Raw genomic sequence first — 16,648 nt, forward strand, 5'->3', positions numbered from 1 at the left:
AGACTAAAATTTGGCTCCTCTGACTGGACTCGAACCAGTGACATACGGATTAACAGTCCGCCGTTCTACCGACTGAACTACAGAGGAATCGTGTGAACGGGGCGCATATTACTTAGCGGTACCTTGTCTGTCAACAATAAATTTCATAAGTCATTTCAATTGGTTAATTAATCTGCAAAGTTGTTAATTAATGAACATTCGTCGCCGAAAACGAGTCTGTATCATTAGCGTGATGCAGTCTCTGCAAAGGATCTTGTTGATAAAATTGGCAGAAACGTTGCCACAATGAAGGGAAACGAGGAGCAAAAAGTTCTGGGGCGCTAAAGAAATATTCAGAAAGTACGGCAAAACATTCAGCAGGATCACTGGCAGCATAAGCATCGATGCTCGCCGCATTCTCGCCAACCAATTCGATTTCTTCCTGAATGTTGTTCATTGCAGCATGAAGATCGTGTTCCCAGCCAGCAACCTCACGCAACGGAATAAAGGGAACTCCGCTGGCGCGATCGCCGTTACGGGTGTCCAGCTTATGAGCGACTTCATGAATAATCAGGTTAAAACCAGAAGCATCAAAAGAATCTTGTATATCCAACCAGTTCAAAACGATAGGCCCTTGCTGCCAGCTCTGACCTGACTGAACAATACGTTGGTTATGCACCAGACCGATATCGTCTTCCCATTCATCATCGACCACAAATGGCGCAGGATAAATTAAGACTTCATGAAAACCATCCAGCCATTCCAGTCCTAACTCCAGAACGGGTAGGCAAAATAGAAGTGCTATCCGGCAGCTTCTTAATGAATCCAGTTCAAAGCCCTGTAAAGGAACAAGCCGCTTTTGCTGTAAAAAACGTTCGGCAAGAGTGACTAATTTGCTTTGTTCCTGTTCCGTCAGACACGTTAAAAGGGGGATCGATAGTGCTTCCTGCCAGGGAAGGGCAGTTTGATGTGCTGATTCTTGTACTTTCCAGGGCCACTTAATCATCGTTTTGCTCGCAAACTCGTCACTTGAACAAAATTGCACGGACAGGGACTGTTAAAATGCCAAATTTCCTGGCATCATGGCAACCATCTGAACGGAGAGATGCCGGAGCGGCTGAACGGACCGGTCTCGAAAACCGGAGTAGGGGCAACTCTACCGGGGGTTCAAATCCCCCTCTCTCCGCCAATCATTCAACAAAATCAATCACTTACAAAGTATTTTTGATTTTGTCATGCATAAATCCCTGCATTAAAATTCCTTTCTCTCGCTCAATTTTTCTTACTACTGATGCTGTTTTTTACCATTTTGCCGCGCGTCGGGCATCCACTTTTATGCTCTCGAGTTCACACTCTTAACAACAACTTAGCCATTCCCCCGTCTCTGATGACAAAACAGTTGAACTTCAATTGTTCCAAACGGATCCTGTGAAGATATATCAAAGGAAATGGATTGTTGGAGGATGGATGAAAAGAAGTGAAATCAGGAAAGCACTGGAAGCATGGTTTGATGTGGAACGATATGAGGCGATAGAGAAACTCACCTTACAGCAGTTTTATGTTGAGGTTGAGCGGCGTATCTTGGCTTACAGAATGTTGTTGAGCCGGAACACCATACCTACCTTTAACCGATTAATGCTGGATGATTACCGCAACAAGATCCTCAGCGGTGAAATCTTTTTCAGTGGTGATACCGCTACCCTTGGACATGAGCTTGCCAGAACCTACGCGGTAAATCCTACGACACGAAGCCACGCGCAATTTTATGCGAAAACGCTGGCATTAACCGAAGCCACGCCTGAGCTTTCCGCGTTAAGCGAATCCGAATTTCTGTCCGAGTATCTAAAAGAAACATCCCTTAATAATCTTTCACGCATTACTGTCGATATTCATCTGGAAGAGGCATCAACTGAAGAAATCATTGAACATCTGAAAGTGCTGATCCCTCAATGGAAGAGACAGCTTAAGATGAAGTCTCCAGCGCCAAGAGAGTATCGTTTCGGCAAAAGCACATTCAGAAAAATCATTGAATATCGTCTTATCCCGATGATGGACCTGATCTTCTGGGGAGAAGATAACGGCATTAAAATCCCGCTTTCACTGATTTCTTCGCTGCTTCACGAGGACAGCGACAACGATCGTGATGAAGGAATGCTAAAGGCAACGGACTACCCGTTAGCAATGGCTTTTCTGACGGATGCGAGCTATCTGAAATCGCTTGAAGATTACATGATGGAAAACAACCACTTGAAAGACTCCCCTGTTGAAAAGCATGTAGAAGACGACAGGAATAAGAAAAAATAAGCCAAGTAAAAGGGTTACGTTCGCTCCGAGCGAACGTGATCTCATCCAGTGTTAACCGTTATCTTTCCATCCGTGCCCCTTCGAATTTTTCAAAAAAAACTTCTTTGAACGTCCCTAAATTACCATAAGCAAAATCGCTATCATTGTTCACGTCGAAACAACATAGAGAAAAGCGAAATCTCATAGAGATTACTTACAATAATAGAGGACAGACAATGAAAGAAAATATTGAAACCAGCGTAAAACGATTTATCCGCGTTCCTGATGTTTTAAATCGAGTGGGATTCAGTCGCACGACTTTATATGAGCGTATTAAGGAAGGAAACTTTCCTGACAGAGTAAAAATAGGTCCGAGGTGTGTTGCTTTTGTTGAAAGTGAGATTGATGAATGGATTGAAACGACTATTCGAAACTCACGCCAGAACGCTGCATAAAAACAGAAACAAGATCTCGTGTCGAACAGATAACTGTTCGCACAGGGCATTTTATTATCCTAAATAATAATGGAGAAGAATATGAAGATAGAACTTATTACGACAAAACAGTTTATTGAACAAGCCGAATGTTATTTTAGGAACTATATGGACGAATTGCAGAGGAATGCACCAGATGATTTTTATTATTTTCTCAACAATAAATACAATATGAATGACATTATGGAAAGTATCATTAAAAAAACGAGATATCATTTTTATGATGACACAGAAGAAGACCAAAGGAATCGGATTTATGGAGAAGTAAGCCACAGTAAGGTAAAACAACACCTTCGTCAGCTTTGGATTGTCTATAAGTGTGTATACCGCTAATGCTACAGCATTTCATTTTTAATATTAACCAAAAGGAAAAGCCAATGAATACATTTAAAAATAAAAATACTGAAATCTTTTATGTTGTGTCCTTGCATATCTACGCGGAGCTTTTTAACTCAAAGGATAAAACGACCAGTAATATGATTATAACGCATGTAATGGATCATGAGTTTGTCTGTAGGCTAATCGATCTGGCGATGAGAAATGCGGAGAAACATCTTCTGAAAAAAGCATGGAAAAAGAACGCGGCTGAAAAACTATCTGAGGTGGATTTTAAGGGGGTTAAGCAGGCATTAGCCAAAATGCATTATACGGTTCTGGCGGAATCAATATGTTGATATGTTCTGGTGTCTATCGGCCCCTTCTTGGGGCTGATAACAAATATTATTTGTCTATTCAAGGAGCTAAAAAATGATCGATGAATTTCATGTGATGTATATGTATAAAAAAATCCAAGCGGAAGCCGCAACTACTGACATCAAAACACTTGAACAGCTTTTGAAAAATTTCAGGAGCGTGGTCAACGAACGTCGTGAAGAATACTATCAGGAGATTGGTGAGAAAAAAGCGCGTAAGTTGAAAATGAAAAGATTACAAAGAATGCTTGAGAAAATGGCATGTGACCGGGTTTCGCCAGAAGATCTAAAGGAATGACTATTTGAGTTATTTTTGACTTACATACATGGAATTGATAATCATTATTGTCTATTGTGGCTTTTTATCGATAGATGAGTAAAGGTGGAGCTGGAGGGAACCGTATGGGCTTTGAAGCTAAAAAGAAACACGCTATTGCCATCATGGAAAGCAAGAAGATGTGGCGAAGTAATTATGCCCCTCCTTTGCTACACCTCGCATGGAAAGCTGGACTCAAGATACCACCGCTACCTTTTGCCTCATTCTGGCAAATCACTTTGTTGATGGGTGGATGGTTTGGTCCGGCATGGGGGATCTGTATGTGGTTTTTTACTTGGAAGGATACAGGGATACAACCGGGCACTGCATTTGTCTCAAGCGTCGTCGCAGGTATTTGTTTTGGTGTTCTTATGGCTGCGTATCATTGGTGGCGAAAGGTCGTTAACAACCTGCCAGACTGGGATAGCCTTGGATGAAAAATCGAATATTTTCCGGGCCTGTTATCTTGAGAACAGTGAAGCCCGGATATGCTGTAGCGGTTAGATTGCAAAGTCTTCCAGTGTCTTACCAGCTTCGATAGCAGCGGCGATTGCTTTAGGAGTACGGCCCTGACCCGTCCAAGTCTGCTCATTACCGTTTTCATCTGTATATTTGTATTTAGCAGGACGAGGAGCACGAGTTGATTTGGCTTTAGGCTGGGATGAACTAACAGCAGCGAGTAGTTCTGTAGGATCGATACCGTCTTCTAACAATTTCTGGCGGAAGGCTTCCAGTTTAGCCTGACGTTCTTCTTGTTCTTTACGGGCTGAATTTTCTTCCTCACGGCGATCTTCAACGACAGCAGAGAGCTTTTCCAGCATCTCTTCCAGAGTTGTCAGATCTGTTTCACGAGCATGTGCGCGAAGTGTACGAATATTGTTCAGTGCCTTGAGAGCTTCACTCATAGTATGTCATCCGGTGTTTTAAAATAGGCGATTAATAAAAATAATGCTTACGGTGCTGTTGGAAAAATCAAAAAAAACAGTCAGTAAATAATATAGTAAACATTATTGCATAAGCAATCTAATACATCACATTTCACACGAATAGCATAGAGTCGTTTTAAAGAGACATTTTCCTGCGCTTTTGGCTTGCTGGTTCGAACTCTGACGAGATACGAGATAGTTGCTCAAGACTATGTTCAATTGAACGTTGGAACTCAACAGCGGCTTCTGTGCGTTGTTTTATGACCAAGGCTACTATTTCTTCATCACTCTTTTCTGAAATAGCCTTACGGTATAACACGCGTTCGTTAAATAAATCGAGATTACTAGTTGATCTCGCTGATGTGTTAGCTTTTGAACTGCTGATGGGATTTAACTCGTCAATAAAGTATTCAATAAGAGACTCTCTCTTTTTTTCAAGTCTGCGAAGTTCGGTATGGGCAGATTTAAATTTCTGAGCTTTAACCAATGGAATATCATCGGAACGCAGTTTACGATATTCATTTCTGTATTCTTCTATTGGAATGTGATTTTTTAGTTCTTTAACTGTATTTACGTATTCGATTAAATCACTGTTGTCTGTTTTTACTTTTCTCATAAGAAATACCTCGTAAATAAAATGGTTGATATATTTATATTACGAGATATGGTTCAGGTGTCAAATTGGTGATGTTTCTCTCTTGGCAAGAAAATACCTTTAATGTAATCGTAGTTTATTACGGCGATTTTTTAACCTGTTTTCCCGTTGGTAATTAATTTTTATTATTCGCTGTTTTCTTTTTACCCTTCAAGTAATAAGTTTTCATGAAAGTTAAACGATCACCATTAAACATATAGTCTGGATTAATAAAATAATAGTTCTGTATCATGGTCTCAGCAATAAATTTCTTGTCAGCAAGTTCTTTCATCCCTTTGAAATATGTCGTTCTTGATATTTTTACAATCTCTTGATCAACAATATCGAATGACATTAATATCGTATCTGTATCTTTATTGTCTCTAATAGCAAGATACAGTATCTTAAATACTTTCTTACCGGATGAGGATAAACCCTCAATAGCTGATACGCCATCCACATAAAGCTTCACGAACTGTGTCTTGTCTACTTCCATTGACTGAAAGAAACCACCATGCCCAACCTGTTCTCCTGTATTTTCATTTACTACGGCTAAGCGATCTTTTCCTGTTGTGATACGTCTGATACCTGTTTTTGTATGTATATTTGTATCATTAAGGAATGGGTTTTTTACATGGCGAGGTAGACCTCTTCTTGATTTTTTTATTTTATTATCTAACATAATACTTTCCCCTTTATTCTTTTTATATAAAGTAGATAACGTACTATTTTTAGTTAGTCAATATTTTAAGTGCAGTTTTTATAAAAATAATAATACTTGAAGTTTGGTTATTAAAAACTTCAAGTTCTGAAATAAGTAAAAATAGGAGCTGTATTATTTTTTATTATTGATAATGATTATCATCTTAAGTACCGGGATTCGGGACTTTAACTCCCGAGAGTGCGTACTTTGTTTTAAGCTATAACTGGCTTGAGAGCATTTTTCTTCTTCATTATTCAAATAGCGAAGCTTTGGATGACGTTTAAAAGGATGAAATATAGAAAACAGTTCTTCTTTTTAGTTGATTGGTGTCTTATATAAATGGCACCTACTAACGTTATTGAACTTTATCTTCCTTACTATGTTATTACAGCGAAGTGATTGTTGCATACAATCACGAACCGCTGCATTTACTGTGAGAGCTTAATTAATTTTCCTTTTACTTTATATGCGTCTTCGACGCGATCTTTTTTTGGATAAATCCATAATTAACAGGGACAAGCCCTGTTCAGCAAAGTGATTGTTGGCAACAATCACGAAGTGCTGCTACTAAAGATATAGTTTTCCTATACATTTAAGAGCAAATGCTATATGTCAGAGGAGGAATGCTATGTTCAAACATAGGAACCGAATTAAAAGTTAAAAGGAAAATAGATCTGACTATGATCGAATACATTCACTTATTACCTCATAGTAGTAAAATAAAATACAAAATGTCAGTTTTAGGGCGTAGCCGTGCATAAGCACAGAGATAAAAATCTTTTCAAAAAGAAGTTTAATAATAAGAAGTAAAATCATTAATAAATGAAAATATATTTGATTTTTACACTTGCGATAGAGTATTAACCAGTAATAAATAAAAAAGGACAAACACAATGAACAATATCAAAATGATCACACTCTTCCATCCACATGACAAAACACCATTTATGATCTGTATTATAAACAAAGTTGAAGATACAGAACTTGGATTGAAATTAACCCTTGAAAACGGCAACAATATTTGTGTCAATAATTATAGTCATTATCTGTTATCAGAGTCTGTAAGTCGTTGTGATAAAGACAGGTTGAAAAATATTTATATTCGTTTGGTTTCATAACTCACACAGATGAGTGAAGAAACTATAAAATCGCAGATGTTTTAAAAGTTATATTGAACATAATAAATATCTTTGATATTACGATCAGTTGCATGGTATTAAATAAAAACAATAACAGGAAAATATCATGCTAAAAATAAAAACAAAGATCTATATACCTACAACTTTAACAGGAACAATGGATAAACACTATATCCCTGTTTTAGAGGATTTAAGAAAATCGATATACAGCGACAGAATGTTATCAAGGCTTGCAGATAGCGGCAATATTGTTATCCATAGTTCAGTTGGGTATCCGGTTGCTAAATACAAAAATACGGGGATTAGCATAGGTATAGAATCATTGAATCCAATGATAAGACAAGATCTGACTCTTGGATATATTATGGTTGTCAGAAACGGAAAAGCATCACAGGAGATTAATGGTTTATTTAACAGGTCATTGCCCAAAGCAATAAGCACTTTTAAGGATCACACCAACGAATATGAATCAGTAAAAAGCAAAATGCGATAATAACCTATGATCTGGTAAAATATTTAGTCTGATAACTACAGGAGAAGGATGAGCAATGGAAGGTAAGTTAATTTTTGTTCCGATGCAATACTACGGTTTCAATCCAATTACGATGAAACCGCTGCCGTTCCATTGCTATCCATCCAGAACGTCATAGCCAATACCGATCCGTTCTTTCTTCTCCGGTTCTTCCACCATACCGTTCTGATTGAAGAAGGAACAACGCTGGCAAGTATCTTTCTGGCAATAGAACCATGGAAGGCTTTGTTAGCAGCTTATCTGGACAGAGATGTTGGTGCTTATATAGATGAGGTAAGAAAACCGTCCGGGCCAACGGCATGGGATATTGAATGGATCGGAATTGACCGTCGAAGCTCGGTTTATCGCGCTTACAAGCGTCAGGATATGGAAGAAGGGGAGGATTTTTCGACCTATTTTAATCGCGAGCGCTTCCCGACTGATGAGTTTGACATAGAAAGTAGCTGTGATGCTTCCGGCTTTATCAAAGGAGATAAAGAACGCTGGAGTATCAGCGGCGATGTTCAACAAATTAAAAATCTTCCTGTAATCCTCTATAGCAAACAGACATTAATGACTTCACCGAAAGACGGTTTGCTGAAGAAAAACGTATCGGGTGTGAAGAGTTCCAAGCACAGTTGCTTTGTTTATGGCGATACCTCGTTTTCTTTTAGAGAGGTTATGGAAGCCATCTTCATTAGCGGGCTGTTCTTCTATGCACCAAAAGACGCAGCCAGCAGCCTTGATGAGCTGAAAGCGAGTCTGGCTGAACTGGAAGAAGAACGTGCTGAAAGCACAAATACGGAGTCGATCGGCAATGAAACAGATGAAGAACCTACCATCGTCGTAGCCGACGGTGCTTTTGATTCGCTCACTTCTCACATGGAGTCTGAAAAGCGGAGTGGCAATCCATTAAGAAGTTGTGCCAGCAGGAAGGAGGGCTGCCCATACGTATTGGCAACATCAAAATGGCTGAGCCTCCAGCGTTATAGCTATTTTAAGAAAAGAAATGATGTAAATATGCATCTGGTTTTTCTTTATAATGTAAGGATGTCCGATGAAACATCACCATCGTGAATATTATCTGGTTAATAATTTTCGTATGTAATATTATCTATGCCATCTGGCCATGTTTTCAATTGTTTTAGTTCTCGACAACTGTTTTTATATCCAGTATGATTTTACTCGTATCCGGCAGAATATTTTTAGATGCTGTTTCATGAACTCCGGTTGAAAGGTTTATTCTCTACTTTTGGGAATAATAGTTAAAATGGAGATAAGTGTAATGACGTTTAGTAATGAAATTGAAGTTTTCATAAAAGATTTTGTTAAAGATCTTGAAAATGATTGTGCTGCTATTTTTTCTGGCGCAGGAATGTCTAAAAGTCAAGGTTATGTTGATTGGAAAGAATTACTTAGCGATATAGCAGAAGAGCTTAGTTTAGACATTAATAAAGAAGACGATCTAATATCGCTTGCTCAATTTCATGTTAATGAAAAGAAAGGGGCTACAAAACTCACAAGGAAGATAATCGAAGAGTTTTCTGAGCAAGCCGAGCCATCAGAGGTTCATAATATAATTGCTCGTTTACCGATTAAGACATTTTGGACAACAAACTATGACACTTTAATTGAAGATAGTCTGCGGAAAGTTTACAAAATTGCAGATGTAAAAAGAAACATAGATGATTTAAATACAACACGACCTAAGCGAGACGCGATAGTATATAAAATGCATGGTGATATTTCGTCCCCATCCAAGGCTATTTTATATAAAGAGCAGTATGAAAAATACTACAGAACACACGCTTCATTTATCACCGCACTTAGCGGAGATTTAATATCAAAAACCTTTCTATTCATAGGGTTTAGTTTTACCGACCCAAATCTGGATTACATTTTGAGTCGTTTGTATACTCATTCTGGGGACAAGAGGACACACTATTGCTTTATGAAGAATGAGGCTAATAATTCCCTAGATGATGAAGAAACAGTAAATTATAAGATCAGAAAACAAAAACTGCGAATCGATGATCTCAAGAGATTTGGTATACAAGTATTATTAATAGATGAATATTCTGACATCCCTAAAATTCTAGCTAAGATAGAGCAATCATTTAAAAAGAAAACGATATTTATTTCTGGTAGTGCAGAAAAATATGGGGATCTTGAAAGACCTAAAGCATTAGATTTTATTCACACATTAGCATATGAGATTATAAAGAATAATTATAGGATAGTGAATGGATTTGGATGGGGCGTCGGAAGTTCTGTGATAAATGGTGCGTTGGATGCAATTTATAGTAGGCCAGATAAATTATCAGAAGAACAGCTCATTGTTAGACCATTTCCACAAACTGTCAGTAAGGGGAAAGATATTCAAGAACTTTGGGAGGAGTATAGACAGAGAATGATTCCTCTTGGTGGTATTGCATTGTTTATTTTTGGAAATAAACAAGAGGAAAATAATGATATAGTAAATGCTAGGGGAGTATTTAGAGAGTTTGAGATTGCTGTTCAACATGGCCTTGTACCAATTCCTTTACCCAATACCGGGTATATGTCTAAATATATATTTGAACAAATATCACAAGATCCTAAGAAATATTATGGAAGTAATGAATGGATATATAATGATTTGTCTGAGCTTACTGAAAAAGATTTTTCGGTAAAAAAAACAATAGAAGTTGTAATAAAAATCATAAACAAACTGAATAAATAATATATTAGGTGAAGTTATGGCTCATGAAACATTCATATCATATAAATATAGTGAAGCACAGGATTTAAGAGACAAAATTGTCAAGGCATTAGGTGATGATGCTGTTTACTATAAAGGGGAAACATCGGAGTCTCCTGATATAAGTAATACAACAGTAGATAATATAAAGAACAATCTTAAAAATATGATTTTCGGGACATCTGTTTTAATCGTTATTATTTCCCCGAATATGATTAAAAGTAAATGGATTGACTGGGAAATTGAATATGCATTGAAAGAATACAAGAGAGGAGGAACCACTTCCCGAACTAATGGCATTGTTGGTGTGATAATGAAGGTTAATAATAGCTATGACTGGTTAGTATCTTCTTCAATCAAGCCTGATGGATGTTCATCAAGAACTATTGACACAACTAAACTATATGACATTATTAATAATAATAGGTTTAATTTAACTTCAGAAGATAAATATTGTTGCCCTGAGTGCAAATCATATGATCAATTGACTGGTTCTTATATTTCATTGATAGAAGAAGACCGATTTTTAGCAGATGTATCTTTATACATTGAAAATGCCTATGAGAAATCTAAAAAATTAAGTTCCTACGATTTATATAAACAAAAATAGATGATAACGGAAAAGGGCCACAACTATTTGTGGCCTATATATACACATATTAATCAAGCAGGCCACGAGATGTCTTACTTGCAGTCTGACGAAAATCATAACGTTCCACAACATCACCCTTAAACCAGATATCCAGTGATTTAATGTGTGCCGTGCTGCTATTGGTCAATAGAGCAAGGCCCGGTATGTAGTTAGATAGTTGGCTTTCTCCCGTCATACTTGAGTAGTTCCACATCTCCTGCCCATCATTCGTAGCGCGTGTCTGAGGCTCTCCAAAGGCAGCAAGAATTTCTTGTTGGGTAGTTTTCCCCTTGACGATTTTTAATTTAACCGTTTGATGATTTTCATCAGTTAGGGATTTATTACCATGAACCGTACAGCCACCAAGTGGTAATATGATAAAAATAGCAAGTAATAATTTTTTCATTTTTGTTCCATAAATAGATGAAAGGTGAGACTCAGAAAACATACTTTTTAAATACCAGCATCCATCGCTCACAAAGTTCGTGATTTGAAGTGCTTTTATTTTTCAGGGGAACATTAACTTTCCACATGGGATTTTTAATATCATCGGTTAAAATATTTAGGCCAGACCGTTTATTCGCTGAAAGTTGTTCTCTCCAGTTAGCAATAGCCGCATTATTCATACCTCGTAATGTTCCATTGCCGTAAAACTTACCACCCTCTGAAAGCGTATAATTTATTTCCCGGATTTCATCAAAAGTATATGTGCTGTCTTTATCTTTATTGAAAATACGGACAGTATGTTTTTGAGTATCAATTACAATACCTGTCTGCTGGCATTCATACGAAATAATGTCGCCGTCCAGAACTTCCGTAAAGCTGTTGTAGTGCTTTTTCTTCTGTATATCTGCTGCGGTCATGATAATGACGAAGAGCACCACTAAAAAAACGATACTTGTTGCTTCCACTCTTACTTCCTCCATGTAAATGAGTTAAAGAGACTGAACCCGCTCACAGAGCTTTGCTTCGTTTTATACGTCCTACTGCACCAAACTCATGGCGTCGGTCTCGGCGTTGCAAGGCTATCAGAACTTGAAATAATGATCGATATAAAAGATCGATAATGAGTTATTGATAGATTATAACGATTGAAATCGCGATATCGATCGGTTATTAATTGTTATAATCGATCGAATATCAATTTATGATAGTTAAAAACTATCATATGGTTGTTTTTGATCGTTTTAAACGATATGACGAGCCTCAAAAAGAATTGAATCCTATCAATTGGTTAAGCGGTGATTTTGCCATGTGATATCAGCCGGATCCCGCAACAACTCTAGCCCTGACCGGATTAGGTCAAAAAACATACGCAATTTTGATTATCAGGATGGATAAGCAGATGAAGAAGATTTTACTCGTTGTAGGCGCAACTCTGACACTGGCGGGATGTGGTGAGAAAGGTGAGTTTGAGAAAGCGATTAATGCCAAGATTGGGCAAGACAAATACTGCTTCTCGCTGGATAACAATAACACCAGCTTCCCCATCCGTCTTGCCAAGCCACGACTTGATTCGACTGGCACAGGGACGAATTCAGTGATCCTCGATGGTTTTATTGAGCAGGGCCTGATGGTTTTTGAGCAGGGTTATGATTCGAATGTATTAGGGATAACAGAGGAAGGCAAAAAAGCCAAAGTCTGGAGCACAACAGACGGTGCCTGTGTTGGTCGTCGTGCTGTTGACGAGATTAAGGAATGGACTGAGCCGGGAAACGGTAATCAGAAAGTAGTTCGCGTGACTTATACGTGGAAGCTGGTTGACGTTCCGGGCTGGATTGACAAAAAAGCCTTCGCCAGCGTTAAAGGGATGAATGAACCTGCTGATAGTGCCATGAATTTAGTTAAGACCAGTAATGGTTGGAAAGCTAACTAAAAGGATGCTGGATCAAAATGCCCCTGCTACGCTGTGGAAAGTGACAGAAGGGGCATGAATTGTATTTCATTTAATGTGGTGAATGATATTTTATTATATCGATTTGTTAGATACCTTCATCAATTTTTCTTGAGTTTTTCTTATTCTTTCAAGCTCTTCAACAATAGGATTTTTCTCACCTTCACTTTGCATGAAAGGGCTTAAGTCTATATTGTTTTTTTCAACAACTTCTTTATTCATATAACTATACGTTGCAGTTATTGTAAATTGTTGTGGTAAAGGGTTTTTGGATTCTCCAAAAATAACCCAACCTTGACCAAGGGCGAAGAATAACTCTTGATTGGGCGCTAAGCTATCAATAGTTGATGTAAAAACACTTGTTTCTTTTAGGTTTTTAGTTGGTTCATCGAACTGATAAAAATCCTTATCTAATTCTAATTTTACATTCAAGGCTGGTGTCTTACCGCTATTATAAATTTTCAGGTATAGGAATTGCGAGTGAGGTCTTACCATTGGCTGGATTATTATATAAGGACGAGACATTGCCTCGGTTTGCTCATTCATTATCTGAGCTGTTCGTTCGCTTATTCTCGACATCTTGTATGTCAAAAATGCATAAATTCCTGTAATGATAACAAGAATTGCTGTAAGTATTTCCATTGTCATGATTAACTCCTAAGTATAATGATTCATACCAGTAAGGTATAATATTTTAACTATTATTTCATTCTTTTCTGTTGAATAGTTGATTATATCCAAGTTCCATTTCTTCAATAAAATCTTCACTAAATGTTGGAAATCCATGTATAATAGGTTCTTTATCTCGAATTTTGAATAAGTTATAAAGATAACTACTTTCTTTATATACGACATGGATGGCAGGATATGGCCTGTTTTTTATAATTTTATTGTTTAGTTCCTTATCATTGATAATGTTATATTGATCCCCTGTTATATCAACTACAATATTATCTATCTCAAGCCAGTAATGGGTTATTTGACTATTTTTCCCGGTAGCTGCGCTAACTCCTTTTAGCTCACATTCAGGCCATAGTGTCAGAAAATGGTAAGAAAGAAGCATTGAGGTAAGCTTACAGCTCATAACAGGAAAACAGTCTATAACAAGGCTGGTATTCTTTTTATCACAACTTTCAATTAATCTACGAAATTTAACTGCTTCTACTTTTATTTCGTTAATGGTTGGCAAGATGAACTCCCTAACTACATGATGCGCCGAGTATTTAATATATACGATACTAAGATCATTAAAAAGTATGTTCTATATTTAATGTCTCTTATGGCTCGGTGGACTCAGTTTTGGCGCGCTTCCTTGCCTCATGTGTTCTGGTGGCATTGAAGGTGTGAGATCTATGCTTCTATTAACTTCCGGCTGTTCCTGATTAGGACGGCTTGGGAAACGCTTGATTTCATCAGGTGTTAATTTATAGTCACCATTGTTAAATTTGGTACGTTTTTCAAACTCCGAACGTGGAACATTGACACCCAGCACTTCATCATAGATATAGTTCTCTGCGATACGCTTGTCATGGTCAGCATCAGTGGTATCTGCTTTCCTTTTGGCCCAGATAAATTTCTCTCTTATATATCCTACTATCAGTAGCGTGAAACGTTTAAACAAACCATTCTGGCGGGGCTTGGTCTGTTTCCTACTCCTCACAGGAGCGCGGTTCATCGCTCTGGTTTTTTGAAGAGATGGGGTTTTCAATTTAGTGGATGCAGTTGGTTCAGGCGCAACCAGAACAGGGGATTTCTTCCCTGAAACATTTACTTTACTGACCTTACTGGGATCACGGTAAGATTTTGCTGCTGGTCTTCTGCTTATGGCTGGTGTCGCTGAAACAGGTTGCTGTTTAGTTGTAGCTGGGAAGTCAGGGAGAACGATCTCTTCCGGTTCAGGAAGCTGGTAAACAGAGTAAGAGCGAACATCAACCACGATTTCCAGTGGTAGCTCACTGAATGTAGTGTAGACCTTCTTTGCTTCCTCAATTTGATGATCGCGTTGAGCTTGTTCAGCAGCTCGCTGTTCCTGAGACTCGGTGTTATTCCATTTAGCACGATGAACACGCTGCATTGCCGGGCGGTTTGTTTCTGTTGCCTTGGCAAGCCAGAATGCTTTCTCTTCAGCGCTGAATGCTTCTTCTGCTTGGGTAAGGGCATCAGCACATTGCGTCCTGAGAGAACGGTGATCGATACGTTCTTCACTTCCAATAGCTTCAAGGTAGCTGTTTGACATCGTGGCCCATGACTCACGCCATTGGATCATTATCTTCTTATCATTCCAGCTTCTGTCTTTTTTACCGAAGCCTTCGGGACCAACAGTTTTCAGGGTTAACATAACGTGAGCATGGGGATTTTTACCGTCTAAATCATGAAATGCGATATCGGCAATCATTCCCTTATCAACAAAGTTCTTCTGGCAGTATTCAGCAACCAATTTTTTCTTGTCATCATTACTGAGTTCTACGGGGATAGCGACATCAAAATAACGGGCTGTTTGACCATTGTTCTGGCGTTCCACTCTTTCAACTTCATTCCAGAGTGTTGAGGAGCTTTCAACAATATGAGAGGGTGCGGAAACAGGTGCCAATATAATATGACCATGAAGATCTGTTCTGTGGCTGAAATCAAATGTTTCTCCAATGCGATCATCCGTAATACGTGTACGGGCATGGTAGGCAGCTTTCGCAACAGAAGTCATGCCTTCGCTTCGTTTCACAATTTTAAAATCCAGATGAAAAATCGCCATTAAAAATATAACCTCAAATATAAATGCTGCTGTTAGTTTTTCGTCAGAAAAACTTCGGGGTTGACGTTGACCTTGGTTTTGCTTTTAGCCTGCGGCAGGCAACCGTCGGTAGACCCCACACACTGCTACGCAGTGTATAGGTGGGCATTGTCTTTAAGAAAATAAGCCAATGTAAAATGCCCCTCTTATCAATTAATACGAAATATATGTATTGTTGTAAAATAATACGCCGGAATAAGCGGCGCAAACTGGATTAAAGGTGTAGGTTTCACATCCACAGGACAAAAAGAGTAAAGAAAAGGCCCGTAAGGGCAAAAGAGGTATTAATTATTCCCGCCGTAAGGCGGGATAGCTAAATTTGATGAAAAAAACCAATAAAACAGAGAGTGTTATGTGTTGCACAATTCACAGGTTGAGATTGAAAAATAGAGTTAAAAATTGATAGGTGAAAATAAAATCACGAATGCGCAAAAATAAGTAACGCGGAGAGTGTCAGATGTTTTTGGTTAGTAAATACTATCACATGCGTTGCACTATTTTATTTTTCTACTGAGCTTTACCCACTCATGGAATTTATTATAATTTTATGATTTGACTGATGAGAATAATTGTATTACTCCATGTATAATAATTAACATAAGGAGATATAATGGAGTTTAGAAAATCTAGATATGAAGACGGAACATATTTTCAGGAATTTACTTTTTGGGAAAATGCAACACTTAGAGCATTATTTGAATATCAAAAGTTACTGGATTTAGGATTGATTGAAAAACCAAAAACAGATCAAGAATTTTGTGATATTCTGGGAAAGATAATGGGGAATATAAAAGTGGTCGGCGATTTACCTTTTGCAGAGTATGAGTTGGAACAATTTGATACATCATCAATATCTATCGACTTGATAAAGCTGGTATTAAACCAGCCGTTATAAAAAATAATTAGCATTCCAGAATA

General features: G+C 37.9%; 21 protein-coding genes, 2 tRNA genes and 1 pseudogene. 14 read left to right on the top strand and 10 right to left on the bottom strand.

Features of this window, described 5'->3' with window-relative positions; translation table 11 throughout:
• Positions 1-11: 11 nt before the first annotated feature.
• Positions 12-87, bottom strand: a tRNA-Asn gene (locus ACJHYW_RS14455).
• Positions 88-187: 100 nt separating this feature from the next.
• A complete protein-coding gene (mtfA, locus tag ACJHYW_RS14460; RefSeq protein WP_001302302.1) occupies positions 188-985 on the bottom strand; it encodes a DgsA anti-repressor MtfA in 798 nt (265 codons plus the stop codon).
• Between the two features lie 93 nt (positions 986-1,078).
• On the opposite strand from mtfA, the gene ACJHYW_RS14465 reads away from it, so the two are divergent.
• The 7 genes from ACJHYW_RS14465 to ACJHYW_RS14495 all read left to right on the top strand — a co-directional run bounded on the left by ACJHYW_RS14465 (position 1,079) and on the right by ACJHYW_RS14495 (position 4,201).
• A tRNA-Ser gene (locus tag ACJHYW_RS14465) sits at positions 1,079-1,168 on the top strand.
• Positions 1,169-1,446: 278 nt separating this feature from the next.
• Entirely contained in the window at positions 1,447-2,283 is an 837-nt protein-coding gene (locus tag ACJHYW_RS14470; protein WP_021524272.1) for a DUF6387 family protein, read from the top strand.
• 215 nt (positions 2,284-2,498) lie between these two features.
• Positions 2,499-2,717 carry a helix-turn-helix transcriptional regulator gene (locus ACJHYW_RS14475; protein WP_021580845.1) on the top strand — a complete coding sequence of 73 codons (219 nt, stop codon included), beginning with the start codon at positions 2,499-2,501 and terminating at the stop codon, positions 2,715-2,717.
• Between the two features lie 81 nt (positions 2,718-2,798).
• A complete protein-coding gene (locus tag ACJHYW_RS14480; RefSeq protein WP_059256365.1) occupies positions 2,799-3,089 on the top strand; it encodes a hypothetical protein in 291 nt (96 codons plus the stop codon).
• A gap of 44 nt (positions 3,090-3,133) precedes the next feature.
• The gene (locus tag ACJHYW_RS14485; RefSeq protein WP_032283297.1) at positions 3,134-3,430 is read left to right on the top strand and encodes a hypothetical protein; all 297 of its coding nucleotides are present in this window, start codon (positions 3,134-3,136) and stop codon (positions 3,428-3,430) included.
• A 73-nt stretch (positions 3,431-3,503) separates the two neighbouring features.
• Complete coding sequence (locus tag ACJHYW_RS14490; protein ID WP_001519860.1) at positions 3,504-3,746, top strand: hypothetical protein; 243 nt, start codon at positions 3,504-3,506, stop codon at positions 3,744-3,746.
• 104 nt (positions 3,747-3,850) lie between these two features.
• Entirely contained in the window at positions 3,851-4,201 is a 351-nt protein-coding gene (locus tag ACJHYW_RS14495) for a DUF6404 family protein (protein WP_000505227.1), read from the top strand.
• Between the two features lie 63 nt (positions 4,202-4,264).
• On the opposite strand, the gene ACJHYW_RS14500 is transcribed toward ACJHYW_RS14495, so the two are convergent.
• The 3 genes from ACJHYW_RS14500 to ACJHYW_RS14510 all read right to left on the bottom strand — a co-directional run bounded on the left by ACJHYW_RS14500 (position 4,265) and on the right by ACJHYW_RS14510 (position 6,006).
• The gene (locus ACJHYW_RS14500) at positions 4,265-4,669 is read right to left on the bottom strand and encodes an H-NS family nucleoid-associated regulatory protein (protein ID WP_061093068.1); all 405 of its coding nucleotides are present in this window, start codon (positions 4,667-4,669) and stop codon (positions 4,265-4,267) included.
• A gap of 157 nt (positions 4,670-4,826) precedes the next feature.
• Entirely contained in the window at positions 4,827-5,306 is a 480-nt protein-coding gene (locus ACJHYW_RS14505; protein ID WP_061093067.1) for a DUF4756 family protein, read from the bottom strand.
• A gap of 154 nt (positions 5,307-5,460) precedes the next feature.
• Positions 5,461-6,006, bottom strand: coding sequence for a replication/maintenance protein RepL (locus tag ACJHYW_RS14510; RefSeq protein WP_001519857.1), 546 nt, complete (start codon positions 6,004-6,006; stop codon positions 5,461-5,463).
• Between the two features lie 914 nt (positions 6,007-6,920).
• Between ACJHYW_RS14510 and ACJHYW_RS14515 the strand changes: the two genes are divergently transcribed.
• The 5 genes and pseudogenes from ACJHYW_RS14515 to ACJHYW_RS14535 all read left to right on the top strand — a co-directional run bounded on the left by ACJHYW_RS14515 (position 6,921) and on the right by ACJHYW_RS14535 (position 11,027).
• Positions 6,921-7,145: a hypothetical protein gene (locus tag ACJHYW_RS14515; protein ID WP_021513674.1), complete on the top strand. Its 225-nt coding sequence runs from the start codon at positions 6,921-6,923 to the stop codon at positions 7,143-7,145.
• Between the two features lie 127 nt (positions 7,146-7,272).
• Positions 7,273-7,659 (top strand): hypothetical protein, encoded by a 387-nt coding sequence (locus ACJHYW_RS14520; protein WP_021513673.1) that lies wholly within the window; start codon positions 7,273-7,275, stop codon positions 7,657-7,659.
• 55 nt (positions 7,660-7,714) lie between these two features.
• Positions 7,715-8,669, top strand: a pseudogene (locus tag ACJHYW_RS14525) (hypothetical protein).
• Between the two features lie 293 nt (positions 8,670-8,962).
• A complete protein-coding gene (locus ACJHYW_RS14530; RefSeq protein WP_001519853.1) occupies positions 8,963-10,399 on the top strand; it encodes an SIR2 family protein in 1,437 nt (478 codons plus the stop codon).
• Positions 10,400-10,415: 16 nt separating this feature from the next.
• A complete protein-coding gene (locus tag ACJHYW_RS14535; RefSeq protein WP_001519852.1) occupies positions 10,416-11,027 on the top strand; it encodes a TIR domain-containing protein in 612 nt (203 codons plus the stop codon).
• Between the two features lie 49 nt (positions 11,028-11,076).
• Here ACJHYW_RS14535 and ACJHYW_RS14540 read toward each other — a convergent pair whose 3' ends face one another.
• Entirely contained in the window at positions 11,077-11,454 is a 378-nt protein-coding gene (locus tag ACJHYW_RS14540; RefSeq protein ID WP_001519851.1) for a hypothetical protein, read from the bottom strand.
• Positions 11,455-11,485: 31 nt separating this feature from the next.
• Entirely contained in the window at positions 11,486-11,959 is a 474-nt protein-coding gene (locus ACJHYW_RS14545; protein ID WP_061093011.1) for a DUF4755 domain-containing protein, read from the bottom strand.
• Between the two features lie 434 nt (positions 11,960-12,393).
• On the opposite strand from ACJHYW_RS14545, the gene ACJHYW_RS14550 reads away from it, so the two are divergent.
• Complete coding sequence (locus ACJHYW_RS14550) at positions 12,394-12,924, top strand: lipoprotein (RefSeq protein ID WP_021513669.1); 531 nt, start codon at positions 12,394-12,396, stop codon at positions 12,922-12,924.
• Between the two features lie 93 nt (positions 12,925-13,017).
• Here the strand turns inward: ACJHYW_RS14550 and ACJHYW_RS14555 are convergent, their stop codons facing one another.
• The 3 genes from ACJHYW_RS14555 to mobQ form a co-directional block, all read right to left on the bottom strand.
• Entirely contained in the window at positions 13,018-13,590 is a 573-nt protein-coding gene (locus ACJHYW_RS14555) for a hypothetical protein (RefSeq protein ID WP_000177655.1), read from the bottom strand.
• A 58-nt stretch (positions 13,591-13,648) separates the two neighbouring features.
• Positions 13,649-14,131, bottom strand: coding sequence for a hypothetical protein (locus ACJHYW_RS14560; RefSeq protein ID WP_001142313.1), 483 nt, complete (start codon positions 14,129-14,131; stop codon positions 13,649-13,651).
• A gap of 78 nt (positions 14,132-14,209) precedes the next feature.
• Positions 14,210-15,691: a MobQ family relaxase gene (gene mobQ, locus ACJHYW_RS14565; protein ID WP_061093010.1), complete on the bottom strand. Its 1,482-nt coding sequence runs from the start codon at positions 15,689-15,691 to the stop codon at positions 14,210-14,212.
• 649 nt (positions 15,692-16,340) lie between these two features.
• Between mobQ and ACJHYW_RS14570 the strand changes: the two genes are divergently transcribed.
• Entirely contained in the window at positions 16,341-16,625 is a 285-nt protein-coding gene (locus ACJHYW_RS14570) for a hypothetical protein (RefSeq protein ID WP_410233365.1), read from the top strand.
• Positions 16,626-16,648 lie beyond the last annotated feature (23 nt).

It is taken from the genome of Escherichia sp. WS3063 (genome assembly GCF_046486595.1).
Taxonomy (GTDB): Bacteria; Pseudomonadota; Gammaproteobacteria; order Enterobacterales; family Enterobacteriaceae; genus Escherichia; species Escherichia coli.